This window comes from Glutamicibacter sp. (assembly GCF_035257265.1).
Lineage (GTDB): Bacteria > Actinomycetota > Actinomycetes > Actinomycetales > Micrococcaceae > Glutamicibacter.
Window position 1 is genome coordinate 149,927 of the sequence record NZ_DATEXC010000056.1, and the last position, 25,066, is coordinate 174,992.

The 25,066-nt window shown below is 54.2% G+C and carries 27 protein-coding genes; 16 read left to right on the top strand and 11 right to left on the bottom strand.

The genetic code is table 11. The annotated features are described in order from the left end of the window. Positions 1–46: 46 nt before the first annotated feature. From VJ369_RS16095 to VJ369_RS16120, 6 genes are all read left to right on the top strand, one after another. Positions 47–1,456: a dipeptidase gene (locus VJ369_RS16095; RefSeq protein ID WP_324093049.1), complete on the top strand. Its 1,410-nt coding sequence runs from the start codon at positions 47–49 to the stop codon at positions 1,454–1,456. 134 nt (positions 1,457–1,590) lie between these two features. Then, positions 1,591–1,965, top strand: a complete 375-nt coding sequence (locus VJ369_RS16100; RefSeq protein WP_324093050.1) for an iron-sulfur cluster assembly accessory protein — start codon at positions 1,591–1,593, stop codon at positions 1,963–1,965. Between the two features lie 213 nt (positions 1,966–2,178). After that, entirely contained in the window at positions 2,179–3,069 is an 891-nt protein-coding gene (gene coxB / locus VJ369_RS16105; RefSeq protein ID WP_324093051.1) for a cytochrome c oxidase subunit II, read from the top strand. A 5-nt stretch (positions 3,070–3,074) separates the two neighbouring features. Next, on the top strand, positions 3,075–4,793 hold the full coding sequence (ctaD, locus tag VJ369_RS16110; protein ID WP_324093052.1) for a cytochrome c oxidase subunit I: 1,719 nt from the start codon (positions 3,075–3,077) through the stop codon (positions 4,791–4,793). 2 nt (positions 4,794–4,795) lie between these two features. Next, the gene (locus VJ369_RS16115; RefSeq protein WP_324093053.1) at positions 4,796–5,197 is read left to right on the top strand and encodes a cytochrome c oxidase subunit 4; all 402 of its coding nucleotides are present in this window, start codon (positions 4,796–4,798) and stop codon (positions 5,195–5,197) included. Between the two features lie 84 nt (positions 5,198–5,281). Further along, complete coding sequence (locus VJ369_RS16120; protein WP_324093054.1) at positions 5,282–6,064, top strand: GntR family transcriptional regulator; 783 nt, start codon at positions 5,282–5,284, stop codon at positions 6,062–6,064. A gap of 553 nt (positions 6,065–6,617) precedes the next feature. Here the strand turns inward: VJ369_RS16120 and VJ369_RS16125 are convergent. From VJ369_RS16125 to VJ369_RS16140, 4 genes are all read right to left on the bottom strand, one after another. Continuing rightward, positions 6,618–8,288 carry a ubiquinol-cytochrome c reductase cytochrome b subunit gene (locus tag VJ369_RS16125; protein ID WP_324093055.1) on the bottom strand — a complete coding sequence of 557 codons (1,671 nt, stop codon included), beginning with the start codon at positions 8,286–8,288 and terminating at the stop codon, positions 6,618–6,620. Positions 8,289–8,290: 2 nt separating this feature from the next. Next, positions 8,291–9,340 carry a ubiquinol-cytochrome c reductase iron-sulfur subunit gene (locus VJ369_RS16130; protein WP_324093056.1) on the bottom strand — a complete coding sequence of 350 codons (1,050 nt, stop codon included), beginning with the start codon at positions 9,338–9,340 and terminating at the stop codon, positions 8,291–8,293. Between the two features lie 69 nt (positions 9,341–9,409). Further along, positions 9,410–10,204, bottom strand: a complete 795-nt coding sequence (locus tag VJ369_RS16135; protein ID WP_324093057.1) for a c-type cytochrome — start codon at positions 10,202–10,204, stop codon at positions 9,410–9,412. 75 nt (positions 10,205–10,279) lie between these two features. Further along, the gene (locus VJ369_RS16140; protein ID WP_324093058.1) at positions 10,280–10,918 is read right to left on the bottom strand and encodes a heme-copper oxidase subunit III; all 639 of its coding nucleotides are present in this window, start codon (positions 10,916–10,918) and stop codon (positions 10,280–10,282) included. 287 nt (positions 10,919–11,205) lie between these two features. Between VJ369_RS16140 and trpD the strand changes: the two genes are divergently transcribed. Then, positions 11,206–12,273, top strand: coding sequence for an anthranilate phosphoribosyltransferase (trpD, locus tag VJ369_RS16145; protein WP_324093059.1), 1,068 nt, complete (start codon positions 11,206–11,208; stop codon positions 12,271–12,273). Positions 12,274–12,350: 77 nt separating this feature from the next. Here the strand turns inward: trpD and VJ369_RS16150 are convergent, their stop codons facing one another. Then, positions 12,351–12,632, bottom strand: a complete 282-nt coding sequence (locus tag VJ369_RS16150) for an Lrp/AsnC ligand binding domain-containing protein (RefSeq protein WP_324093060.1) — start codon at positions 12,630–12,632, stop codon at positions 12,351–12,353. Positions 12,633–12,795: 163 nt separating this feature from the next. On the opposite strand from VJ369_RS16150, the gene VJ369_RS16155 reads away from it, so the two are divergent. Together VJ369_RS16155 and VJ369_RS16160 are read left to right on the top strand one after the other, a co-directional pair. Then, positions 12,796–13,389, top strand: coding sequence for a sigma factor-like helix-turn-helix DNA-binding protein (locus VJ369_RS16155; protein WP_324093061.1), 594 nt, complete (start codon positions 12,796–12,798; stop codon positions 13,387–13,389). 2 nt (positions 13,390–13,391) lie between these two features. Beyond that, the gene (locus tag VJ369_RS16160; protein ID WP_324093062.1) at positions 13,392–13,937 is read left to right on the top strand and encodes a hypothetical protein; all 546 of its coding nucleotides are present in this window, start codon (positions 13,392–13,394) and stop codon (positions 13,935–13,937) included. Here VJ369_RS16160 and VJ369_RS16165 read toward each other — a convergent pair. Next, positions 13,914–14,300: a DUF3054 domain-containing protein gene (locus VJ369_RS16165; protein WP_324093063.1), complete on the bottom strand. Its 387-nt coding sequence runs from the start codon at positions 14,298–14,300 to the stop codon at positions 13,914–13,916. The two genes, VJ369_RS16160 and VJ369_RS16165, sit on opposite strands and share 24 nt — an antisense overlap. Before the next feature lie 148 nt (positions 14,301–14,448). Between VJ369_RS16165 and VJ369_RS16170 the strand changes: the two genes are divergently transcribed. Then, positions 14,449–15,447, top strand: a complete 999-nt coding sequence (locus tag VJ369_RS16170) for an arsenic resistance protein (RefSeq protein ID WP_324093064.1) — start codon at positions 14,449–14,451, stop codon at positions 15,445–15,447. A gap of 78 nt (positions 15,448–15,525) precedes the next feature. Here the strand turns inward: VJ369_RS16170 and VJ369_RS16175 are convergent, their stop codons facing one another. From VJ369_RS16175 to VJ369_RS16185, 3 genes are all read right to left on the bottom strand, one after another. Continuing rightward, positions 15,526–15,987 carry a DUF3817 domain-containing protein gene (locus VJ369_RS16175; RefSeq protein ID WP_324093065.1) on the bottom strand — a complete coding sequence of 154 codons (462 nt, stop codon included), beginning with the start codon at positions 15,985–15,987 and terminating at the stop codon, positions 15,526–15,528. Positions 15,988–16,223: 236 nt separating this feature from the next. Beyond that, positions 16,224–16,631, bottom strand: a complete 408-nt coding sequence (locus VJ369_RS16180) for a YkvA family protein (protein WP_324093066.1) — start codon at positions 16,629–16,631, stop codon at positions 16,224–16,226. A gap of 280 nt (positions 16,632–16,911) precedes the next feature. Next, the gene (locus VJ369_RS16185; RefSeq protein WP_324093067.1) at positions 16,912–17,286 is read right to left on the bottom strand and encodes a metalloregulator ArsR/SmtB family transcription factor; all 375 of its coding nucleotides are present in this window, start codon (positions 17,284–17,286) and stop codon (positions 16,912–16,914) included. Between the two features lie 339 nt (positions 17,287–17,625). On the opposite strand from VJ369_RS16185, the gene zapE reads away from it, so the two are divergent. The 6 genes from zapE to VJ369_RS16215 all read left to right on the top strand — a co-directional run bounded on the left by zapE (position 17,626) and on the right by VJ369_RS16215 (position 22,264). Further along, positions 17,626–18,690: a cell division protein ZapE gene (gene zapE / locus VJ369_RS16190; protein WP_324093068.1), complete on the top strand. Its 1,065-nt coding sequence runs from the start codon at positions 17,626–17,628 to the stop codon at positions 18,688–18,690. Beyond that, on the top strand, positions 18,687–19,331 hold the full coding sequence (locus VJ369_RS16195) for a peptide deformylase (protein WP_324093069.1): 645 nt from the start codon (positions 18,687–18,689) through the stop codon (positions 19,329–19,331). Before zapE ends, VJ369_RS16195 begins: the two co-directional genes overlap by 4 nt. Beyond that, on the top strand, positions 19,331–20,179 hold the full coding sequence (locus tag VJ369_RS16200; RefSeq protein ID WP_324093070.1) for a putative RNA methyltransferase: 849 nt from the start codon (positions 19,331–19,333) through the stop codon (positions 20,177–20,179). Before VJ369_RS16195 ends, VJ369_RS16200 begins: the two co-directional genes overlap by 1 nt. A 103-nt stretch (positions 20,180–20,282) precedes the next feature. Next, positions 20,283–20,753: an NfeD family protein gene (locus tag VJ369_RS16205; RefSeq protein WP_324093071.1), complete on the top strand. Its 471-nt coding sequence runs from the start codon at positions 20,283–20,285 to the stop codon at positions 20,751–20,753. 57 nt (positions 20,754–20,810) lie between these two features. Next, entirely contained in the window at positions 20,811–21,740 is a 930-nt protein-coding gene (locus tag VJ369_RS16210) for an SPFH domain-containing protein (protein WP_324093072.1), read from the top strand. Between the two features lie 176 nt (positions 21,741–21,916). Further along, positions 21,917–22,264: an RNA polymerase-binding protein RbpA gene (locus VJ369_RS16215; protein ID WP_324093073.1), complete on the top strand. Its 348-nt coding sequence runs from the start codon at positions 21,917–21,919 to the stop codon at positions 22,262–22,264. A gap of 82 nt (positions 22,265–22,346) precedes the next feature. Here VJ369_RS16215 and VJ369_RS16220 read toward each other — a convergent pair whose 3' ends face one another. Continuing rightward, positions 22,347–23,075, bottom strand: coding sequence for a polyprenol monophosphomannose synthase (locus tag VJ369_RS16220; protein ID WP_096253956.1), 729 nt, complete (start codon positions 23,073–23,075; stop codon positions 22,347–22,349). 362 nt (positions 23,076–23,437) lie between these two features. Beyond that, positions 23,438–25,048 carry an amidohydrolase gene (locus VJ369_RS16225; RefSeq protein ID WP_324093074.1) on the bottom strand — a complete coding sequence of 537 codons (1,611 nt, stop codon included), beginning with the start codon at positions 25,046–25,048 and terminating at the stop codon, positions 23,438–23,440. Positions 25,049–25,066: the final 18 nt, after the last annotated feature.

The window sequence follows — 25,066 nt, forward strand, 5'->3', positions numbered from 1 at the left end:
GCCACCTAGTGACATTGGCAACCGCGGTCGTTGCTAGGCTGAATACATGACAATTAATTCTCCAGTCGACAGCTCAAACCATGGCGTCGATGTTACTGCCCTAAAAAGTCATGTTGAGAAGAACTTTGAGAAGATCCTCGAAGAGCTCAGCTCACTGGTCGCCATTCCCGGCGTTGCTTGGGAATCATTTGATCCGGCTAACTTGGAACAGAGCGCAGAAGCCGTAGCTGCTCTCGCCCGCGAGGCTGGCATGGACTCCGTCGAAATTCTGCGTGAAGCAGACGATAACGGTGTCATGGGTGCTCCCGCGGTGGTTGCTCGCCGCAAGGCGGCCCCGGGCAAACCGACTATTCTGCTCTACGCACATCATGACGTGCAGCCTCCGGGAAACGACGAAGACTGGAACACTCCAGCCTTTGAAGCCACCCGAGTAGGGGATCGGCTCTATGGCCGCGGCGCCGCAGATGACAAGGCCGGAATCATGGTTCATATTGCCTCGTTGCGTGCAGTCTTGGAGTCCGTGGAGGACTTCGGCGTGGGCGTCAGCTACTTCTTCGAGGGTGAGGAGGAAGCTGGCTCACCATCCTTCCGCAACTTCCTCGAAGCGCATCAGGAAAAGCTCGCTGCCGATGTGATCATCGTGGCAGATTCCTCCAACTGGGCGGTGGGCACCCCCGCATTGACAAGTTCGCTTCGCGGTATGGCAGCCGCAGAAATCACCGTCCGCTCCCTGGGGCACGCAGTGCACTCGGGCATGTTCGGTGGCCCGGTACTCGACGCTCCGATCCTTGCAGCAAAGCTCATTGCTTCGTTCCATGACGAGGATGGTTCCGTTGCTGTTCCGGGCCTGGTCGCCAATGACAGTGCGGAGGTCGACTTCGATGAGGCCGAATTCCGTCGCGATAGTTCCGTCCTCGACTCGGTTCAACTGGCAGGCACTGGAAAGATCACCGACCGTTTATGGAATAAACCAGCGCTGAGCGTCATTGGAATGGATATGCCCAGTGTTGATCGCTCGTCAAATACCTTAATCCCGCAGATGCGCTTTAAGGTGTCGATGCGGCTAGCCCCGGGACAAGAGCCACAACAGGCGCTGGCTGCGTTGGAAGCACATGTGAAGTCGGTGGATCTTCGCGGTGCCGAGGTTCAGTTTGTCGCCACCGAGGGTGGAAATGCCTACCAAGCGGATCTTGAAGCGTCGGCGAACGACACCGCACGCTGGGCGCTCGAGCAGTCGTGGGGAGTGGAGCCGGTCAGCATGGGGCTAGGCGGATCTATTCCGTTTATCGCCGACCTGCTCGACGTATTCCCCCAGGCGCAGATCTTGGTGACCGGGGTGGAAGATCCTGATTCACGGGCACACTCGGCTAACGAGTCGCTTCATATTGGGGACTTCCAGAAGGCAATTGTTGCCGAAGCCTTGCTTTTGGCACGGATTAACTCGACGGGACTATGAACCACGTCATATGACGAGAAGATCGAAGAGCATTTTTGATCCTCGCGACGTAGTATTGAATCAAGAAATGATGCCGTTTAGCCCGATGCACTTCGGGATGAGGGCGTCACATCAAACAGTATGGGAGGAAAATCATGACTGTAGCCGTTGACCAGACCACGGGTGACTCAACCGAGGTGCCAACCCACGAGGTGGAAATTTCCGACGTGGCTGCGCAGAAGGTACGTTCACTTCTTGAGCAGGAAGGTCGCGACGACCTTCGTTTGCGAATTGCCGTTCAGCCTGGCGGCTGCTCTGGCTTGATTTACCAGCTCTACTTCGATGAGCGCATGCTTGAAGGCGATCACGTACGCGATTTTGACGGCGTCGAAGTAGTCGTCGACAAGATGAGCGTGCCGTACCTCACTGGCGCTTCGATCGATTTTGAAGACACAATTTCCAAGCAGGGGTTCACCATTGATAACCCTGCCGCATCCGGATCTTGTGCCTGCGGAGATTCCTTCCACTAGGCCACAAGGAACTAACGCCGCTGTTTAAACGTTGAAGAAATTTCTCGTTCAAACAGCGGCGTTTTTCGGTATTCTGGGGTCGAAGAGGGTAAGCTCTACAGTAAGTAGTAAAACTATGTTTCCCCTTCGTGAGCCACCTCACCGTGAACTCGTTTAACCGCGAGGTGACTTATGAAGACCACATTCTGCACCAACAAAGAGGAAGGGCCGTCTGTGAGTTCGCAATACCGAACCGGCAGTCGCGGATCTGCTAAAGCTAAAGTTATTGCTTTGGTCGGCGCCGGCGCATTGCTGCTGACGGGATGTACAGCGGAGGCTAAACGCGGGTGGCTCCCAAACGTGGAGCGCGACACCACGAACCACACTGGAGCAATCCAGGATCTATGGGTTCACTCCTGGATCGCCGTAATCATTATCGGTGTGATGACTTGGGGCCTGATGCTTTGGTGCGTCGTGGCTTACCGTCGTCGTAAGACCGATACTGGCTACCCGCGTCAGCTAAGCTACAACCTGCCATTGGAGATCTTCTACACGGCCATTCCTTTGGTCCTTGTTTTGGTCTTCTTTAGCTTCAATAACACCGTTGAGAAGTCAATCAACGCACCTGTAGATTCCGAGGTCGTCGTTGACGTCCGCGCGAAGCAGTGGTCGTGGGACTTCAACTACAACTACGAGGGCCAGAAGAAGTACTTCGCTGGCGAACAGGCTCACCTGAACAAGGATGGCTCGGCAGGCGTTGAGGAAACTCTGCCTACCCTGTACCTACCTGCAGGCAAGTCGGTAACTCTCGAGCTTAACAGCCGCGATGTTATCCACTCGTTCTGGGTTCCAGCATTCCTTCAGAAGCTGGACATGATTCCAGGCAAGACCAACCACATCTACCTGACTCCACAGGTTGAAGGTACCTACGCTGGTAAGTGCGCCGAGCTTTGCGGCGAGTACCACTCGGAAATGCTCTTCAACGTCAAGGTCGTCAACGACGCCGAGTTCAAGGCCCAGCTTGCCAAGATGGAAGATGGCCACATTGGCGAAGAATACGACCGTCAGCCCAACAAGGTTAACTCCGTTGTTGTGGAGCACGGCCATGAAGAGGGAGGAAAGTAGTCACTATGACAACGTTTGAATACGCTACCGACGACGTCAAGTCGATTGCCCCATCTGTCGTGCCGCGGTCAAAGGGTCGAATCTTCGTCGACTACATCACCACGACTGACCACAAGAAGATCGGGTACATGTACCTGATCACCTCGTTCATCATGTTCTGTATCGGTGGCGTCATGGCGCTGCTGATTCGTGCTGAGCTGTTCGAACCGGGTATGCAGATCCTGCAGACCAAGGAACAGTACAACCAGCTATTCACGATGCACGGCACCGTCATGCTTCTGATGTTCGCAACTCCGCTTTTCGCGGGTTTCGCCAACGTCATGATGCCTCTGCAAATTGGTTCCCCAGATGTGTCCTTCCCACGTCTGAACGCGTTGGCCTTCTGGTTCTTCTCCCTGGGTTCGACCATTGCACTGGCTGGCTACCTCACCCCTCAGGGTGCAGCTAGCTTCGGTTGGTTCGCTTACGCGCCATTGTCGAACACCACCTTCTCGCCGGGCATCGGCGGAGACCTCTGGGTCTTCGGTCTTGCACTGTCGGGTTTCGGTACCATTCTTGGCGCCGTCAACTTCATCACCACGATCATCTGCTTGCGCGCACCTGGTATGACCATGTGGCGTATGCCGATCTTCACCTGGAACATCTTGATCACCTCGATCTTGGTTCTCATGGCTTTCCCACCGCTAGCAGCAGCGCTGTTCGCACTGGGTGCCGACCGACGCTTCGGGGCGCATATTTTCGACCCGGACAACGGTGGTGCGGTTCTATGGCAGCACCTGTTCTGGTTCTTCGGACACCCTGAGGTTTACATCATTGCGCTACCGTTCTTCGGTATCGTTTCTGAGATCTTCCCAGTCTTCAGCCGCAAGCCAATCTTCGGTTACAAGGGTCTGGTCTTCGCGACCATTTCCATTGCTGCGCTTTCGGTTTCCGTCTGGGCTCACCACATGTACGTGACCGGCTCGGTGATGTTGCCATTCTTCGGCTTCATGACGATGCTGATCGCGGTGCCAACGGGCGTGAAGTTCTTCAACTGGATCGGTACTCTGTGGCGAGGTTCGATTACTTTCGAAACCCCAATGCTGTGGAGCATCGGCTTCATGATCACCTTCTTGTTCGGTGGCCTGACCGGTATTATCCTGTCGGCTCCGTCGCTTGACTTCCACGTTTCGGATACCTACTTCGTGGTTGCCCACTTCCACTACGTGGTCTTCGGTACCGTGGTGTTCGCAATGTTCGCCGGATTCTACTTCTGGTGGCCAAAGTGGACAGGCAAGATGCTCAACGAGCGTTTGGGCAAGATCCACTTCTGGCTCCTGTTCATCGGCTTCCACGGAACCTTCCTCATCCAGCACTGGTTGGGTGTTATGGGTATGCCACGTCGTTACGCTGACTACATGCCAGAAGATGGCTTTACCGCCATGAACCAGGTTTCGACCGTGTTCGCCTTCATCTTGGGTATGTCGATGATTCCGTTCTTCTGGAACGTTTGGGTTACACACCGTAACGGCAAAATGGTTGAAGTTGATGATCCTTGGGGCTTCGGCGCATCGCTGGAGTGGGCAACTTCTTGCCCACCACCACGTCACAACTTCCACTCGATTCCACGTATCCGTTCCGAGCGCCCAGCGCTTGATCTGCACCACCCAGAACTGAGTGGCCGCGCTACTCCTACTGCTGGTGCCGCAAAGATCTTCGGACCGGCTGACCAGAAGGACCTGTAAAGATGAAAGTTGAATCCTGGATCTTCCTGGGTGGAATCTTCTTCTTCACCCCTATCGCGGTTGTATACGGTTACATGACTAACTGGAACGAATGGGTTGGCCTGTTAGCACTGCTAATGCTGGTTGGCCTGTCCGCAATGGTTGGCGGTTACCTGTACTTCACCGCAAAACGTGTTGGTCCTCGTCCAGAGGATCGCCTTGATGGCGAAATCCACGAGAGCGCCGGCGATGTCGGATTGTTCGCACCGTGGAGCTGGTGGCCACTGGTTCTTGCCAGTGCCGCAGCAATCGGCTTCCTTGGCTTAGCCCTTGGATGGTGGGTTATGTTCATCGGTGTTGGACTGTGTGTTATCGGTCTTGTCGGCTGGGTTTATGAATACAGCCGCGGCGATCACGCTCACTAAGTAGTTCTCCTAGCGGGGTGACAAGTTTTCACTTGTCACCCCGCTAGCATTTTAACTAGCATTACCGTGTCCAAGGAGATCAACATGCGCTACTCGCCGACGCCACCGGTCACCGGCACCATCGATGCCCAAAGCACTACCAGCAAGTACCGACAGATCCGCGACATCCTCAAAACCCATGCCCGTGAAGCCTGCAAACCGGGATACAAGCTCCCACCAGAACGCGAACTGGCCACGCACTTCGGAGTTGCTCGGAAAACTATCCGGCAGGCAATCGACGCCTTGGTTGACCAGCAGGTCCTCAAGCGAGTGGTGGGTATTGGCACGTTCGTCGTTCCAGAGAAAATGGATCTGCGTGTGCGGCTGCACTCCTATTCCGAAGACATGATGCGTCGCGGCATGGTTCCAGACGCTCGCGTCCTCGAATTTGACGAAGTGAAAGCTTCGCCCTACCTCAGCACCCAACTGATGGTCGATGAGGGAGCCGGCGTAGTGCGCTTCAAGCGCCTGCTCCTGGCCGACGGCACACCCATGAGCTTGGATGAAAACTACATGCCTGCTGACCTAGTGCCCGGCTTCGTTGACGGCCCTCCACCCTCGAAGCTCTACCAGGCGCTCCACGAGCGTTACGGCATCCTCCTTGAATGGGGAGAGGACCAGGTGGAAAGTACGGCCGCCACCAGCGCGCAAGCGTTGTTGCTGGGTGTTGAGCAGGGTTTCCCGCTCTTGCAGATCACTCGCTATGCGTATATCGGCGAACGCCTGGCCGACTACTCGGTCTCGCTGTACCGTTCGGACCGTTACAAGCTCTTTGTGCCGCTTCAACGACTTGGGACACGCACTCCACGCTACACAGATAATTTCTAGGCTTAGAAGCGATCCTGTCGTGTGCCAGTGATGCCGAGGGCGGTGACTTCGGGCGAGCAATGAGAAGCGCGAAAAATTTGCACTCGTTAAGCCGTCTGCGCGTCGGCACTGAAGCGGCACGAGTGCTGGAGTTCTATTCCCGTCTGAATCTGCCGTGATCCGCTGACACTGGTGATCGGGATGTGGTGGAGTTCCGCTTCAACGCCAAGCCTTCGCCGCTTATCAAACGAACAAGTGGTGGCTTCTTCCTGCCGTAGCCAGAGCCTGGTTCAGTCCGGCGCGCTTTTCGAGGACTACTCGCCCTCCGGGTTGAGGACGGCTGCGATTAGTCTGGAGCAAAGTTGATCGAGGTCGCAGAAACTCAACCGGCACGCACCAAACCTACCCAAAAGAACTGCCTCACCCGGCCTATCGTGTAATTCCGTTTCATTACTACCAAGACCCCGGAAATGAAACCCAAGACGGAGGAGAAGCAGGCGTAAAGCCTGCTTAACCCAGAAGAGGGACACACCAGTAGGTGTGTCCCTCTTTCTGTGACTAATGCGAGTCGCTGTTACTTCTCGATTGAGTCTTGCTTTTCACCTTCGACCTCATGGTGGCCGTGGGCTGCATGCGCAGCTTCGAGCTCCGATGGGGTCACTGGTGCAACGCGATCCTCGAAGAAGAACTTCGACAATGCTGCGCGACGCTTCTCCGAACCGGAGACGTGTCCTGCGGCATCCGGCTGGGCCGGGATGTACTTGTTGTCGTTGTAGCTGGTGAGCAAGAAGCGCTTGTACACGTCAACTTCCTCATGCTTCTCCGAGAAGCCACCTTCAGGGGACATCTGGATAATGCCAGCTTCACGGCCGTGCAGCACGATCTCGCGATCCTTGCGCTGCAGCGACAAGCAAATACGGCGGGTAATCCAGAATGCGAAGATTGGGCCCAGGAAGAAGAGGATGCGTAGCCAGTAGGTTACGTCATTCAATGCCACATGGAAGTGGGTTGCAATCAAGTCCGAGGAGGCCGCAGCCCACATCACGCAGTAGAAGACAACACCAGCTGCACCCATTGCGGTACGGAATGGAGCGTTACGCGGGCGGTCCAACAAGTGGTGCTCGCGGTTATCCTTGGTGACCCAACGTTCAATCCATGGCCATGCGAACATCACCATGAACAGTACACCGGCGGGAACCAGCGCAGGAAGCAGAACGCTCAAGACCAAGGTGTTATCGCCCCATGGGAATGGGATGATCCATTCGAAGCTGAAGTTACCAAGGTAACCAGGCATCAAACGCAACGCGCCATCAACGAATCCGATGTACCAGTCCGGCTGAGTACCAGCAGAAACAGGTGATGGATCGTATGGACCGTAGTTCCAGATCGGGTTGATCTGGAAGAGACCCGAAATGAACGCCACGATACCGAAGACGATGAAGAAGAAGCCGCCGGCCTTCGCTGCGTAGACCGGACCAACTGGGAAGCCAACAACATTGTCGTTGGTGCGACCCGGGCCAGGGTACTGGGTGTGCTTGTGAGTCACAACCATGAACAGGTGAATTACCAGCAGCAAGATGATCACTGCAGGAACGATCATGATGTGCAACGAGTACAGGCGAGGAATAACGTGTACGCCCGGGAACTCTCCACCGAAGAAGAACATCGACAGGTAAGTACCGACGATTGGCAGAGCCTTCATCACGCCGTCGATAATGCGCAGACCGTTACCGGAAAGCAAATCATCTGGCAGTGAGTAGCCGGTGAAACCAGCAGCCAGACCCATGATCAGCAGTACGCCGCCGACAACCCAGTTCAGTTCACGTGGGCGGCGGAAGGCGCCGGTGAAGAACACGCGCAGCATGTGCACCGACAGCGAAGCTACGAAGAGCAGCGCCGACCAGTGGTGTACCTGACGCATGAACAAGCCACCGCGAACATCAAAGGAGATGTCCATGGTCGAAGCCATAGCCGCCGACATGCCAATGCCCTTCAACGGGACGTAAGAACCGTTGTAGGTGACGTGGGTCATCGAAGGATCGAAGAAGAAAGTCAAGAAAGTACCGGAGAGCAGCAGCAGTACGAAGGTGTACAGCGCTACTTCACCGAACATGAATGACCAGTGGTCAGGGAAGATCTTACGACCAAATTCCTTGACCATGCCCGAAGCACCGACGCGGGAGTCTACGAAGTTCGCAAGACGGCCGGTCGTAGTTGACGGGGTGTATTCATTCGTTGTTGCCATAATTATCCACGCTCCCAGTAGCTTGGGCCTACAGGTTCGTGGAAGTCGCTCTGGGCTACGAGGTAGCCGTCAGCGTCCACGGTAATAGGCAACTGTGGAAGTGCGTGACCTGCCGGGCCGAAGATAACCTTGCACTCATTGGCAAGGTCGAAGGTCGACTGGTGGCATGGGCACAGCAGGTGGTGGGTGTGCTGCTCGTACAAGGCGATCGGGCAACCCACGTGGGTGCAGATCTTCGAGTAAGCAACAATGCCATCTACGTGCCAGTCTTCGCGGCCCGCGGAAATGTTCATTTCCTGTGGGTCCATGCGCATGAGCAGTACAACTGCCTTAGCCTTTTCGTTCAGCATGTTCTCTGCATTTTCCAGACCCTCTGGGATCACGTGGAAGGCGGAGCCAAGCTGTACGTCCGAAGCCTTAATGGGAGTACCCGATGGGTCGCGAGTCAGACGAACGCCGGTGTCCCACAAAGTGTGGCGCATCTGTTCGATCATCTGATGCGCGGTCTTACCGGTACGGTCAAGGTCGCGGAACATGAAGATTGCTGGAATCGGTGCCAAAGCGATGGCACCAATCAAAGTGTTGCGGATCAGCGGACGGCGCTTGATACCGGTTTCTTCGATCACGGTGTCGATGATATCGACTGCATCCTGGCGATCTTTTTCGGAGCTGATCTCGTGACGTTGTTCAACGAGTTCATGGTCCGGCATCAGAGTCTTAGCCCAGTGAACGATACCCACACCAATGCCGAGCATCGCGAATGCGGTGCCCAAGCCCAGTGCAGCGTTCTGCACACGCAGTTCTGCGAAGGTCATTTCGCCCAGGTGACCCAGGACGAAGTAAGCCACGAAGAAGAACAGCGTGCCAATGATGGAGATGGTAAATAGCAGCGCAACTTGGCGCTCGTGTCGCTTGGCTGCGCGCGGATCGCGATCTGCGAGACGCGGACGATGTGGGGGGAGTCCTGGATCCGGGAACCGGTCCTGAGCTACATCGTCAGCCTTAGCAACGGTGCCCGATTCTTCGGGACTGCCGTGACTATGGTCGCCCATGTTTCTCTCTCATCCTTCTGTTAGGAATTTATGTACGTAGTGATGTGTGCGGTTTTCACCGCGAAAGCCTTAGGAAGGACGCGAGGTCAACCAAATGGTGAAGGCGATAATGATGCCCAAACCGGCGGTCCAAACGAAGAGACCTTCAGCCACTGGGCCAAGGTTTCCAAGAGCAGCGCCACCGGCAGAACCATTAGCTTCAATGGTCTTCAAGAAGGTGATCACGTCACGCTTCTCATCGGGGGTGATGTTCGAGTCGTTGAACACTGGCATGTTCTGCGGACCGGTAGCCATCGCTTCGTAAATGTGCTTCTCTGAGACGCCTGCTAGCGTCGGAGCAAACTTACCGCGGGTCAACGCGCCACCACCGGCAGCGGCGTTGTGGCACATTGCGCAGTTCACTCGGAAGACGGTGCCACCGTGGGCGGCGTCGCCCTTGGTGGTATCCAGAGAATCTTCGTCTGGAATTGCTGGACCTGCACCGAGGCTCGCAACGTAGGCCGACAGCTGGGAGATCTGATCATCGTCAAACTGAACTGGCTTAGCCTGGGCCTGTGGCCCCTGCATCTGCATCGGCATACGGCCGGTGCCTACCTGGAAGTCAACTGCTGCTGCGCCGACGCCGATCAACGATGGGCCGTCTGCGGTGCCTTCGGCGCTCATGCCGTGGCAGGTGGCGCAGTTGGCTACGAAAAGCTTCTGGCCTTCCTCTACATCGGTAACCGATGCAGAAGTAGTATCCGCTGCCTTCGCTTCGCTTACGCTGCCTGCTGCAGTGTAGAGACTGCCGGTGACCAGCAATCCGAACAACAGCAGGGCCACAGCGGCGAGCGGGTGGCGGCGCTTTTTCGAAAGAGCCTTCACTTGCTGGTTCCTCACTTAGTTTCTTGGTGTGGTGTTGCCATACTTCCGTGGAGGCAACTGGTGGATATTAGTTACCTATTTTAGGAAGTAGATGATCGCAAACAGCGCGATCCACACTACGTCAACGAAGTGCCAGTAATAAGACACAACGATGGCGCCGGTCGCTTCGAAGTGACCAAACTTCTTAGCCAGCATTGCTCTACCTATGATCAGCAAGAATGCGATCAGGCCACCGAGCACGTGAATGCCGTGGAAGCCAGTAGTGATGTAGAACGATGAAGCGTACGAGTTCGAGTTCATTGCAACGCCTTGGCTCACGAGCACGGCGTATTCATAGGCCTGAACAGAGACGAAGATCGAGCCGAGAATGAAGGTCAGGATGAACCATTCGATCATTCCCCATTCCTTGAACTTAAAAATTCCACCGGAACGGCGAGGCTTGAACTCTTCGGCTTTGAACACGCCAATCTGGCAGGAGAACGAGCTGGACACCAGAATCAAGGTGTTAACCAGCGCGAACGATACGTTCAGCTTTGAAGTTTCGGTCGCCCAAAGCTCGGGCGCGGCAGCCCGGAGGCTGAAATACATGGCGAAGAGGGCGGCGAAGAACATGAGCTCGCTGGAGAGCCACACCATCGTTCCCACCGACACCATGTTTGGGCGGTTCGGCGCATGTGGCGCCGTCGTATTTGGGGCATGAGTCGCAGTTGTCACACTGTCATTATGTCTCTAAACAGCCCTCAGATACCAATGCAAACCATGGTTCTTTAGGGTTTGCTACGCCACACTATGAAAACAACCGCGGAAACATGCGGAAGTAGCCCGAAAACTCTTTCTACAATTTGTAGAGCTTGGGACGGCGCGCCGCACGAAACAATCGCTTAAGCAACATAAATGTACCCTAATTGAGGTCATTTTTGACCTAAAAACGGTCTTTTGACCGCGCATCACGTGACGACATGAACTAGCAGTGACGGTGCCCCGTGGATAGGCTTATATACGTGTCAACGAGCCTTGCAAACGAAAAGTTCCCAACGTGGCCAGATCTTTTGGCCTCTCTAATTAGCGGCCAGAACCTGAGCCGTGAAGATGCCGCCTGGGCCATGAATCAAATCATGACCGGTGAAGCCAGCGATGTGCAGATCGCCGGCTTCCTTGTCGCGCTGCGCGCCAAGGGGGAGACGGTGGCAGAGCTCACCGGCCTTGTTGACTCCATGGTGGGTAATGCACGCGAACTTACCATCGATGCACAAACTTTAGACATTGTAGGGACCGGCGGCGATCGACAGAACACCGTAAACATCTCCACGATGTCGACCCTGGTCTGCGCCGGCGCAGGTATGAAGATCGTTAAACACGGAAACCGGGCCTCGTCTTCGTCGTCCGGGTCGGCAGATGTTCTGGAAGCCTTAGGTGTCCATCTGGACGTCCCCATCGATCGCCTTGTAGAGGTGTACGAAAAGGTCGGCATAGCCTTCTGCTTTGCCAATATCTTCCACCCATCGATGCGCCACGTCGCGGGGGCCCGCCGCGGACTGCGAGTACCTACGGCCTTCAACTTCATGGGCCCACTGACTAACCCAGCGCTTCCCAGCGCCTCCGCGATTGGTTGCTCGGACCTGCGGATGGCCCCGATTATGGCCGGTGTACTAGCCAGCCGAGGTGTGCGTGGCCTGGTATTCCGTGGAAATGATGGTCTTGATGAAATGACCACCACCGCACCGAATATGGTCTGGGAAGTACGGGACGGAAAAGTAGAGGAATTTACCTTCGACGCTCAAGAAGTCGGCATCGCCCGAGCGACGCTAGATGATTTGCGTGGGGCTGATGCTGCGTACAACGCCAGTGTCGTTCGAGACATTGTCTCCGGGGCCAAGGGTCCGGTGCGTGACGCCGTAGTGCTTAATTCAGCGGCTGGAATGGTCGCCTTTGATCAGGATGCCCAGGGCAGCTTTGCCGATCGGATGCGGGCAGCAATGCGTCGCGCGGAAGAGTCCTTGGATTCCGGTGCCGCAGCCAAGGTCTTGGACGCATGGTCCTCGACGACCTCAGCGATTGTAGGAAAGTAACCACCTTATACAACGAAGGGAGCTTGTCTCAGGTGATTGAATACCTGAGACAAGCTCCCTTCGTTGTACTCTCAGATCTAGTCGTCCAAGCCCAATGAAAAGGCAGCTTCTAGGTCATGAGCCGAGTAGGCGCGAAATGCAATGTGAGTCTGAGTCTGGCGAATACCAGATATCTTCGATAGCCGATTGGCGATAACTTCCGCCAGATCTTCATGTTTGTGGACCCGTGCCACGGCGATCAAATCCCAGTCTCCGGCAACGGAGTAGACCTCGCTGATTCCTTCGATTTCTGAAATCTGCTGCGCCGACTCAGGAATACTGTCGGTTGCCGTCTGAATCATGACGAATGCGGTGACCATGAAAGCCTCTCAACGTTGAATAGTTCCCCATGTACAGGGATTGCTTCACTAAATAACTGTAGTGCACCCGGAGTCTGACTCCCATGCGTAAGACGAAGATCGCGTATCCATTAAACAGGACTTAAAGTTTGTTCAATAGATTACAATGCTTTAGACTTGTACCATGATCGTTCTGACAATCGACCAGCGTCGCTCTCGCCAGGGAGAAGATAAAGTCCAGGCGCTGATCAATCAAGCCAATAACACGGTCACCCACGTGCGTCCATTCCAGCGTACAGCTGGCGATGAAGTGCAGGCAGTGTTTGATGAGGCCATGGAAGCCATCCATCTTGCGGTCATGATGGCCGCCTCCGGAGACTGGAGCGTGGGTCTCGGATACGGGGAAGTGGAACTTCCACTGCCTAAAGAAACCCGTGCCGGTCGCGGACCCGCCTTCGTTTTTGCACGTGAAGCGGTAGAGCGGGCTAAAAACACTAACGCCCACCTGTCAGTAGCCGGACCCACCGAAGAAGCCAGCCGTCTTGAAGCAGAACTTCAACTCACCGTTTGCATCGTGTCCAAACGACGCGCCACGGCGTGGGAGGCCGGAACGCTCGCTGACCAAGGGATGACTCAACAACAAATTGCCACGCGTCTTGGTATCACCCAACAAGCGGTGTCATCAAGGCTCTCGGCTGCCCTATGGTTTGAGGCTAACCGAATGATGGAAGAAGCCACTAAGTCTCTGTCCAGACAATTACGTAAATTGGGGGAGTGAACTTGGCTTGGACTGCTTGGTCGCTACTAGTACTAGCGGTGCTTATTGCCAGCTGCGCAACTTTCCTCGCTGGAAAGAACGGCACTAGGGCGAAAGTTCGAAACCTTCTCACCGTTGGTGCAGGTGTTGTTTCCCTCGGGACATTGATCATTGGCCTACTAGCCAAGTCCTCTGATCTATCGCCTGCAGTTCCCGACGTATTGATCATCGGTGTAAGCGTCCTTTTTGCGGTGAGTTTCGGTGGTCCACTAACCGAATTAATTTTCCACCTGGCATGGCGCCACGACCAAAGGCAGGAGCGGCAAAAGACCGACCCATCACCACTGCGTGGTGGCTTATGGATCGGTCTGCTGGAGCGAACCGCTATCGTTGCGACGCTTTGGGCTGATTGGCCAGAGGGTATCGCAGTAGTGCTCGCGGTGAAGGGGCTAGGTCGTTTTTCGGAACTGAAAAATCATCAGGCAGCCGAGCAGTTTATCCTCGGTACTTTCGCTAGCTGCCTCGTTGCCGCCGGCGGATACGGACTAGGCGTTTTGTTGCTTCGCTGATCGCTTGGAAAGCAGCGAGCAGATTAGTCTGCGGCCTAAGAGGAATACGCCTAGGACGATGATCGTAACGATGACAAATGCAATGGCTGCAGTTGAACCCATCGCAATTCGAAGCGCCATTCCCACAGCTACAGTTCCGAGCCAAACAAGTAGACCTGTAGGCCAGATCCGGTGGATAGTCAGCCATGGTCGCGATATCAAAGTCATGACTACGTAGGCGGCCAAGAACGGAACGGCTGTTTCGAAAATGCCACCGATGTCTAACGCATGTTCGTGTTCACGCCGACCTAAGATGGCGAAGAGAATGATCAGCGCGAGGTCAATAACGGCCCAGAGCGGCCAATTGCGAATACGTTCTTTCATGACTCCATCATATGTACCGCAATCCTCGATGATCCTATTCATTGGGCAAGTGTATGTTGAATCACTTGTCCAGCTGCGGAGCTCAGTTTGCTGACGTGCCAATGCTCGTAACCCTTGGAGCGAGCTGTTCTCCACTAGCATTAGAAACATGACAATTTGGCCTTGGGCGTCATGGACGCAACGACATCAAATTGTTCTGTACCTGGTCGCCATCGTGTTCGGTGCGGGTATTGGGTTTCAAGTCCCTGATGTTCGGTCGTCCCTCGAGGCCTCAATCAATCCGTTTCTTGGCCTTCTTCTTTACGCGACATTCTTAAGTTTGCCGCTGACAAAACTACTCGAGTCGTTCCGCGATCTGAGATTTATGGCGGCCCTGGGTTTCGTCAACTTTGTACTGGTGCCTGCCGTCGTTTTTATTCTGACCAGATTCATCGCCCATGACCAAGCCTTGCTCTACGGTGTGCTCTTAGTATTGCTAGCGCCGTGTATCGACTACGTGATTGTGTTTGCAGGGCTGGCTGGGGGAGATGCTGCAAGGTTGCTTGCGGCCACGCCGCTTCTCTTGTTGCTGCAGGTGCTTCTAGTCCCTGCATATATGTTCCTTATAGCGGGCTCAGAAACTCTGGCACTGATTGATCCAAAACCCTTTGCGCGCGCTCTTCTCGGGCTGATAGTGGTCCCTTTTATCGCCGCTTTCTTAACGCAGGTGTTAATGAAGAGGTTCTCATTAGCTGTCAGGATCGGCTCATGGGCCGATTATCTGATGGTGCCTTTAATGATGGGCACATTACTTAGCGTCGTGGGTTCCCAGATCCATGCAGTGGCAAGTCAGTTTCAAAACCTGGCTACGGCCATCGCTATTTTTGTCGTATTTGTGGCCGTTATGGCAGTAATCGCAACCGTCGTTGGAAAACTTTTTCACCTGGAAACAGCTCCGATGCGAGCCGTGACTTTTAGCGGGGTGACCAGAAATTCTTTGGTTGTCTTACCCCTTGCACTGGCCCTGCCACCGGAGCTTTCGCTGGCTTCCACGGTAGTTGTTTCACAAACACTAGTTGAGTTAGTTGCCATGCTGGTTTTGATCCAGCTGGTCCCTAGATTCGTCTCAGCAAAAAACGGCATAAACGATCAACACGGCTTGGCTTGATCGGCAGTCAGCAAAAATGAACGACTACGTTCTGCGCTCAGACCAAGCTTGCGCAGAAATTGCAGGTCCCTTTAGCTCCTAGCTACGACCACCGGGAGGGCCCAGGAATAACATGGTAGAAAATACTGCAACAATTGCTACGAACAGCAGGACAGCAGTTAAAGTCGGCCGGGCAACTAGCCAACGCATAGTTGCATCAGTCCATTTTCTGTCGCCAGGGTGATCAGAAGCTGAAGTACGCCAGTCGCCGACAAGTTTTCCGTTCTTTTCCAACCACTTGTCAAACGGGATGGTCAAGTACGGAGTGATCGAGGTGGCAGCGGCACCGACAATCAGTCTCTTACTCCAACGTTGGTTCATTCCGACAAGTATCGACATGACCACATACGACAAAAATACAAAGCCGTGAATAAATCCAGCGACAGATACCGGCCAGTCTCCAACTTTCACACCATATTTTAGAATCATTGCAATGATGAGCAATGTCCAGGTGACGGCTTCGGCCCGGGCTACGGTCCGATACATAACGCTTGGCGACATGAGCTGTTTTCAATCCTTGCTGTATTGGGGGAGAGGTATACCCAAAAGGGGTTACTACTGGATCAAGCTTATCGGTTCAACCCCTAACAGATTGAACAGCATTCCTCAGCCTCTGTTCAAAGCTGCAAGATGCACAAAGCTCACCTATCGACAATTGCGATAAAAATTTCTTTATCCTGCGCTGGGGGAGTCTAAGTAGATTCATGTGTGCACTCGGAGGAGACGCTCATCTGTAATTAGTTGTCATCATTTCGCTGGGTTGATCTAGGCTCAGTTCCCGCAAGTTTCTCGATAATCGACAGTCCCGTGGCGGTACCCGGCCAATGGCGGTGAAGTAATTCGACACCCGCAGAACGAATAACCGAGCGTAGGACTAGGGCCAGAATTATGACATCGTCGGCTTGTCCAATAATCGGAATGAAATCCGGGACGAGATCAACAGGGGACAACAGGTAGACCAGCAGCAAGGCAAGTTTTATCTTCACCGCAGGTGGTGCAGATTTATCCGCAGCCATCCTTCGAATGACTCTGATGAGATCAGGTAGCAGGCGTAACGCTTCAGGTACGCTAACTGATTCCGGATGGCGTCTGGCATATAACCAGAGCGCGATTAAAAGTACGAGATAGACGACCAATAATCCCACGAGTATTCCTGCAATTGCTTCCCACATGAAATCAACTCTAAGTCCGTATACTCAGAATTTTCTTTGAACCCGCCACCAGGACAACGTTGGAAGGTGAATTGGTGGCCTGAGTCCCAGATCCACATCCCTGGATTAGAGAACGGCAAGGGAGATGGCCCTTAGCAGGCACCCTGGGGCACTCGATTTCAACTACTTGACATAATGTAGATTATCGGCTCAATATCCAACATGCTGAAAGTGGCGGAAGTTAGCCAATGATCAGGATTTCATCCACACATGGTTAGCTGCTTCGAACCTGACCCACAGACTCATCCTGGTTGCTGACGGCAAGTCGATACTCGGCGAAATCTAGAGCTTGACCAATGAACTGCTTGAGACGTTCGTCTTGCATCGAGTAAATTACGTGACGACCAGATTTGCGTGTTTGCAGAACACCAGTTGCTCTGAGCCTGGCGAGCAACTGTCCAGCGACTGTTGGACTGACACCAACATATTGCGCAAGCTCAGACAATGAATGTTCGGCTTTACTGAGCGCCCACAACATTTGCAGTCGAGCAGGATCCGACAGGGTCTTGAGAATCGTCATCGACATGTCCAGCAAATCATTGGAAATGATCTCTTCGCGTGTTGGCGATCCAGCGTATTCACTGGTCATCTTCCTCGACTCCTCTGGCTCTGCGATAATTCGGACTCAGTGCTCCCAATGCTTCACTGCACTTGCAGTCCTCGGTGCAACCATTATGGACACGCTTAGCTCCAAAGCGATAGTAAAGATACGAAGTTGCCACTATCCGGTGTACAAGGTTGGGCGAGATTAGCACTACTCCCCCTTTGATACTTGATCTTTCAACTTATACGTTTCTCGGCCTACCCTCGTGTTCTTAAGCTGATTTCTCTTTTATCTCAGGCCATTGACTGAGAAAGTATTTAGCAAACTACCCTGCGCGTAGGCGGGCAAATTGGCAGTCAGTCCGGCTAATGGGAAGATTTGTATATGCCTTCACTATTGCCATCTCGACTTTTGCGCGCCCGTAGCGCCGCAAAGCGTAGGCGCCGAGTAGTTTCCCACCTTCAGCGACAAGGACTCATACTCGATGACCGACAGAACGAGCTCATAGGCTTACTGTCGCGAAATCTTGCACGCCTTAGTGAACAAGGGCAACGTGGAACGTATATTTATGGTCCGCCAGGCCGCGGAAAATCCATGCTTATAGATGCTCTCTGCGCGGATTTAGATCGGCAGACGACCGCACGTTTTCACTTTCATGAGTTCTTTCAAGCGATCAACAATCCAAGCAAACGCAGCAACGAGCAAAGCTTGGGATCGGTCTTTACCGAAGGCCTCCACCGCGAACTACAGGGTTTGCAGGTTCTGTTCTTTGATGAGTTCCACTGCGTCGAACCAGGGGACGCAATGTTTATGGCTAGGATGGTGAATTACTGCGAAGAGCATGGAATCTTCATCATCACGACGTCAAATTATGCCCCAGAAAAATTACTGGATGACGAGTATTTCCATCATCTGATCGAGCCGACTATTGCGAAAATCCGGTCGTCCTTCGAAGTATTTAAACTAGATGCTGCGGTTGATTACCGCATGCTGCAGACGCCGGATCAAATGCGGCTCAATGGCTACCGTTCGGGCACGCTGAACCCCGGATACTCCCCCATTGACGAAGCCGACTTCACGGAGCAGCTCCCCATCGGCTATGACCACATAGGCCCTGTCCGGCTGACCGGAACGAGCATTGAAATATCATTTAGTCAGTTATGCCGTACCCGACGCAATACCGCTGACTACCTTGAACTAGCTTCTCGCTTTAATTGCTGGCATATAACTTCCGTACCCTCCAGTGAGCACATGCCACTGGACGAGGAACGCCGGTTCGCCAACCTCATAGATGTTTTCTATGACAAGGACATCGAAATTCACTTATACACTCAAGACCGGCTGGAATTTCTTGGGCATCAATTACACGACACAGAGAGCGCACGTCTGAAGTCCAGGTTGGCGCAACTAACACACACCTTGAATACAACTGATCGGATTATGAAGTGAATTCAGCTCAGCCTTTAACTTCCGAGGATCTGACCGACCTCGTCGTGACTATTCTGTCCCAAGCAGAGGATCAGGTAGTCCCGATCGTTCAGCTGGGTCATCCGGTGCTTCGCCAGCAAGCACAACGCTATACAGATCAGCTGCCCAAAGAACTGCTTGAAGAACTCTTGGATGTCATGCGAGCGACCATGTACGCAGCTCCTGGTGTAGGACTTGCGGCACCACAAATTGGAATTCCGCTACAGATCGCCGTGTTAGAGGATCTGTATCCCACGGATCCAGAAACAGCTCAGTTACGGGAACGAGCACCGTTAGAGTACCTTGAAATCTTCAATCCCACTTATCGCGGCGTCAGCGACCGGCAGGCGGCATTCTATGAAGGATGCTTGTCCTTCGATAATTTCCAAGCTGTAGTGATTCGTCCGGCAGATATCGCCGCCGACTTCGAAGACCGTGAGGGAAACAAACTCAGCCAAGAGTTTTCTGGCTGGCAAGCTCGGATCATCCAACACGAAACCGACCATCTTGCGGGCACCGTCTATATCGACAAGGCCATCACAAGGTCGCTGATTGGGCAGGACGAGTTATATCGTTACCCGGGTCTTGAAATTGCCCAAGCCCGAGAGGACCTAAACTTCTAATGGACATTAGCACCTCGGCCCAATGTCCTGTCTGCGAACAGAGCCTTAGCCTCACCACGCAGCCGCGGCGCAGCCTGAGCTGTCCTGAGGGACACCGTTTTGACGCTGCTAAACAGGGCTACTTCAATTTCCTCACTGGGCGTGGAACGAACTTTCTAGAAGATACCGGGCCAATGGTTCTTGCCCGCGAAGAATTCCAGCACGCCGGGCACTACGAACCTCTGGCTGAAATACTCAGTGAATCTCTCAGCGGGCATCACCCAGATGATTCAGTAGATCTCTTGGACGCTGGCGCCGGCACCGGTTACTACCTGAACAAGATCATTGAGTCCCTACCCGGATCCAAAGTTGATGCACTCGCCCTGGACATTTCTCGCTACGCTATGCGACGAGCCGCGAAGGTGCCTCATACGCTTGCAATGGTGTGGGACGTTTGGCGCCGGCTGCCGTCGGCCGATGACTCACGCGATGTAGTGCTCAACTGCTTTGCACCACATAACCCGGAGGAGTTTCATCGCGTTCTACGGGCTAATGGTGCCTGCATAGTCGTCACCGCGGCAGCGGATCACCTCCAAGAGGTCCGCGAACCACTGGACATGCTCGGCATCGCGGAGAATAAAGAATCCTCGCTGATCGAGAAATTTGCAGCTCATAACCTTGTGCACCAACAGAGCAGTCCGTTGAAATACGCAATGGAACTGAGCGCGGACGACTTGTTCAATCTCGTATTCATGGGTCCTGCTGGACACCATCTCTCCCCCGAGACGCTACGCGCAAAAACTGAATCCCTCGGGGCGCAAAGTGTCAACGCATCCTTTGGCGTACATACATTCGTCCGTAAGGGCTAGAAAATACCCCAAAATGACTACCGCTTTTGTTCAGGTCTTACGGCAGAATAGAGCAAAGGCCACTCGCAATTGGCCCTTGCTCAATTGAACAGAGGTGGATGCCATGACAACGGCAGAATGGATTGTCAGCAACGCGTGGGTCATTTGGCTCGCGCTATTTCTGCTGTTGGCCATCATTGAGATGATTTCGTTAGATCTGTACTTCATCATGCTCGGTGTTGGTTCCCTCGGCGGAGTCGCCGTCGCATTACTTGAAGGACCCGTTTGGCTACAGGTAGTTATATTTTGCCTGCTGTCTCTTCTGATGATTTTCTTAGTCCGGCCAATCGCCATCAAACATCTAAAAAAATCGCCCGAAGGCTTTAGAACGAATATTGAACGGCTTATCGGCCAAGACGCGTTGATTCTTGAGCCCACCTCACGGCTGTCTGGTTCTGCCAAGATCGCCGGTGAAATCTGGACCGCCCGTGCTGAAGCTAACGCCGCGACGATGTCGCCAGGTTCCTATGCGGTGGTAAGTCGCATTCAAGGTGCTACCGCATATTTGAATCCCGCACCGCCAACTAAGTCCTAGCAGATTCAAAGACTTTTTTTACCTCATTACTACGCACAAGGAAAGAGAGTACACACCATGGAAAACGGCTTTGGCCTGACCATCGTACTTGTCGTCCTGGCGATCTTCGTGATCGTCGTACTGTTGCGCAGTGTTCGGATCGTGCCACAAGCACGAGCCGGCATTGTGGAGCGCCTCGGCAAGTACAACAAGACCTTGAACCCAGGGCTTACGATCCTCATCCCATTTGTGGATCGGCTTTTGCCGCTTCTCGATCTTCGTGAGCAGGTTGTTTCCTTCCCACCACAGCCGGTGATTACCGAAGATAACCTCGTGGTTTCGATCGATACCGTGATCTACTTCCAGATTACCGAAGCACGCGCAGCAACTTACGAAATCGCTAACTACATTCAGGCTGTCGAGCAGCTGACCACCACTACGCTTCGTAACGTCGTCGGCGGCTTGAACTTGGAACAGGCTTTAACTAGCCGCGACCAGATCAACGGTCAGCTTCGCGGAGTTTTGGACGAGGCTACCGGCAAGTGGGGCATTCGTGTTTCACGCGTCGAGCTGAAGGCCATTGATCCTCCGGTTTCGATCCAGGATTCGATGGAGAAGCAGATGCGCGCCGATCGAGATCGCCGTGCAGCGATCTTGACCGCCGAAGGCGTTAAGCAGTCCTCGATCCTGACCGCAGAAGGCGCACGCCAGTCCTCCATCTTGAAGGCCGAAGGTGATGCCCAGGCATCGATCTTGCGCGCTGATGGTGAAGCACAAGCGATCCAGAAGGTCTTTGATGCAATTCACGCCGGTAAGCCGGATTCTGAATTGCTTGCATACCAGTACCTGCAGACCCTGCCTAAGCTGGCCGAGGGTACGAGCAACACCTTGTGGGTTATTCCAAGTGAACTGACCGAGGCGCTCAAGGGAATCGGTGGTGCTTTTAGCAACACCGAAAATCCAGCCGCTGGTTCGGTTCAGCCACCACAAAGCGGCTCGGGAATCTAATTTCCGCTCTTTAGGGTGAAACTCATCAGCTAGATGGCGGGGTGCGTATGACGTACCCCGCCATTGACGCGTATAATGGATGTTTTGGTGTCCAAATTATTCCTTGGGAATTATCTTGTGCCATCAATCGTTGATACGTTTGTAGCGAATTCTTTTTAACATCGCGGAGGGAAAACATGAGCGATCGCAGCCTACGAGGCATGCGCCTGGGTGCACAGAGCATGGAATCTGAGGCAGGTGTGGAGCCGGCTGCCCGTCAGCGTGTGGAGTACCGTACCGAAGCGGGTGAACGTATATTCATCGTCTTTGCAGCCGAAGCCGAAATCCCTGCTACTTGGCTCACCAAGAACGGCACGGAGGCAAAGCTCGTCCACGGCGAAGCTAAAGCTCCTGAAGCAACGAACGAAAAGCCGGTACGTACTCACTGGGACATGCTGCTGGAACGTCGTAGCGTAGAAGAACTTGAGAAAATCTTAGGTGATCGTCTGACCCAGCTGCGCACTGCGCGCGGCGAGGCCGTCTAGGTTTCTAAGCTTTAGAAAAAAGAGTGGTGGTTTCCAGCCCTAGGGTTGGAAACCACCACTCTTTTGTTTCGCCTCGGCGAGGTTACTTCTTTGAGGTCAATTTCTTCCAGCGTGCGCTCATGCCCCAGCGGGTCACATTCCACATAGCTTCAAAGACGATGTTTCCACTCATCTTAGAATCGCCGAGTTCGCGCTCCACGAAGGTCACCGGAACTTCTACGATCTTCTTACGCAGCATCGCTACACGGAAGGTCATATCGACCTGGAAACCGTAACCGCGTGACTCTACGGCATCAAAATCGATGGCTTCGAGGGTGGAGCGCTTGAAGGCGCGGTAGCCTGCGGTGATATCGCGCAATCCCAAACCGAGCATGGTGCGAGCGTAGAAGCTGCCACCTCGGGAAATCAGCTTCCGGTGCAGCGGCCAGTTCACGACTTCCCCGCCCTTGACCCAGCGCGAACCAATAACTAGGTCAGCGCCTGCTGCGCTGGCTTCCAGCAAGCGTGGCAGCTGTTCTGGCATGTGTGAACCGTCGGCGTCCATTTCAACGAGAACGTCATAGTCGCGCTCGAGCGCCCAGCGGAAACCAGCAATGTACGCGGCGCCAAGCCCGTCCTTGCCGGTGCGGTGTAGAACGTGGATCGATGAGTCCTCGGCTGCGAACTTATCGGCGAGCTCACCGGTGCCGTCCGGGGAGTTATCGTCCACGATCAGAACATCCGAATCCGGAACGGCCTGGCGAAGACGCCCCACTGTCAGCGGGAGCGACTCCAATTCGTTATAGGTCGGAATGATCGTAATGACGCGCACGCGGCGGCACCTTTCTAGATATACAACAGAAGTTCCATCCGGCGAACCGGGTGGAGAGTCAAGCCAAACTTAAATTATAGACACCCATGAATCGGGCGACACTATCAGACACAGCAATCCCCGGTGACTTCGGCCCAATCTCACATCTTTGAAGAACGTGAAATGTTATCTAATGTCACCGGGGATCGCGATCGTACTGCGTCGTTTCGAACGCAATGCTACTGCATCACGATGAGGCGCTATCCCCCAGCCTAACCGTTTACCCACCCCGACTGTCAATCATAAGATGACTACAATCTTCATCAAATATTTACATGTCAAAGGCTAGATTCGTGATACTGGAGAACTTCCGAGAAGGATGATTACGCTGTCGGCTCATTAAGTTGTTCCAGCTGATCGAACAGCAGAACACCGGCGCGTACGGTGCGCAAACAGGTAGGAATTTCCTGATCAACGACCGGAAGCATCGGCGTTCCGGCTCGCGCATCGGTACTCCACGAACTAATCCGCTCATCAGGAGTTTGAATGGCAAGTTCGGAGGCACTCCAGATCGCAAACGTTGCCGGAGCACCAATCAGCAGCTGCCCAGCGAAGGGATTCATCTCCCCCATTGCGCGGTAAGTCGAACGGGTCTGTCCCATAAACCCGGCCCGAGCCGAAATTCGACCGGACTCGTTGCTCATGCTCATGGCAGCTCGCACCACGGCCCAACCGTCAACTTCGGTCACTGGAGCGTCAGATCCGAGCACCAATGGAACGCCGCTGGAGAGCATCGCAGAGAGATTGTTCATCGTGGCCGCGCGTTCACCCAAGCGTTGCTCGTACATGCCTTCAGGCCCGCCCCAGAGTGCATCAAAGCCAGGTTGCATGGAAACGGTGATGGAATAGCTCAGCAAGCGCGCACGCGTAGCTTCGTCAACCATCTCGGCATGCTCCAGACGGTGCCGGGCAGCTTGCAGCTTAGCGACGCCAACCTGTTCGGCTGCCGCATCAAATCCCTCTAGTAACAAGTCCAACGCTGCATCCCCTATGACATGGAAGGCTGCTTGGATTCCCTTGCTCGAGCAGGCGACCAAATGCGCGGTGATTTCTTCGACGCTCAAGTAAGCCAGTCCGCGGTTTCCGGCATCATCGGCATAATCTTCGCGTAGCAGTGCCGTCCGAGACCCGATCGAACCGTCAACGCACAGATCGCCACCCAAGCCAAGCACCCGGCCTTGGGGGAACGAACGAATTAGCTCCTCCGCAGCGGCTTCTTCCTGGACTAACTCGCCCCAGTAGGCATATACCTGAGGAAGGTTCGCTTGTTCTGCGGCTAGAAGCTGGTCCAACGCTTCGCGGCCTTCAAGGTGTGGCGCTGCCATTTCCACAACAGTCGCAAAACCCCGGGCCGCGTAGTGTTCTAGAGCCACGCGCTGGAATTCTTCAACCCCAGGAGCTTCGGCCATTAGTGCTTGGCGCACCTGATCATGCTCGGCACCGCGCACCACTCCTGAAGCAACTGAGCCCAAACCTAAGCGGTCTAACAGTTCACGGTTGACAAGAGCACTGTGCACATCACGGCGTGCAAGGTAATACGGCAGGCCGCCGGCAGCTGAACTCAAATCAGTCTCGCTTGGCAGGCTCGAATCCACCCAGGTGGTTTCATCCCAGCCCTGAGCGATGATTACCGACTCGGCACCCTTGGCCCGGGCCGAGAGCAGTTCAAGCAATTGACTGCCCGAAGTAGCTGCACCCAGGTCCGCTCCCCCAAGGTTTCGGCCCAGGGCGGCTAGGTGCGTGTGCGATTCAACGAATGCTGGGGTAATTAACGCACCGGCAAGATCAATGACTTCATCTGCCTTCTCCACATACCGCTCGGCCGCTTCTTCACCGCCAAGCCACGCGACGGTATCCGAATCAATAAGCAGCGCCGTTGCGAAGGGATCAGCGGCCGAATAGATAGTTCCATTGCGGTACAAGGTAGTTGCCACGAGTTATTTCCTTTACTC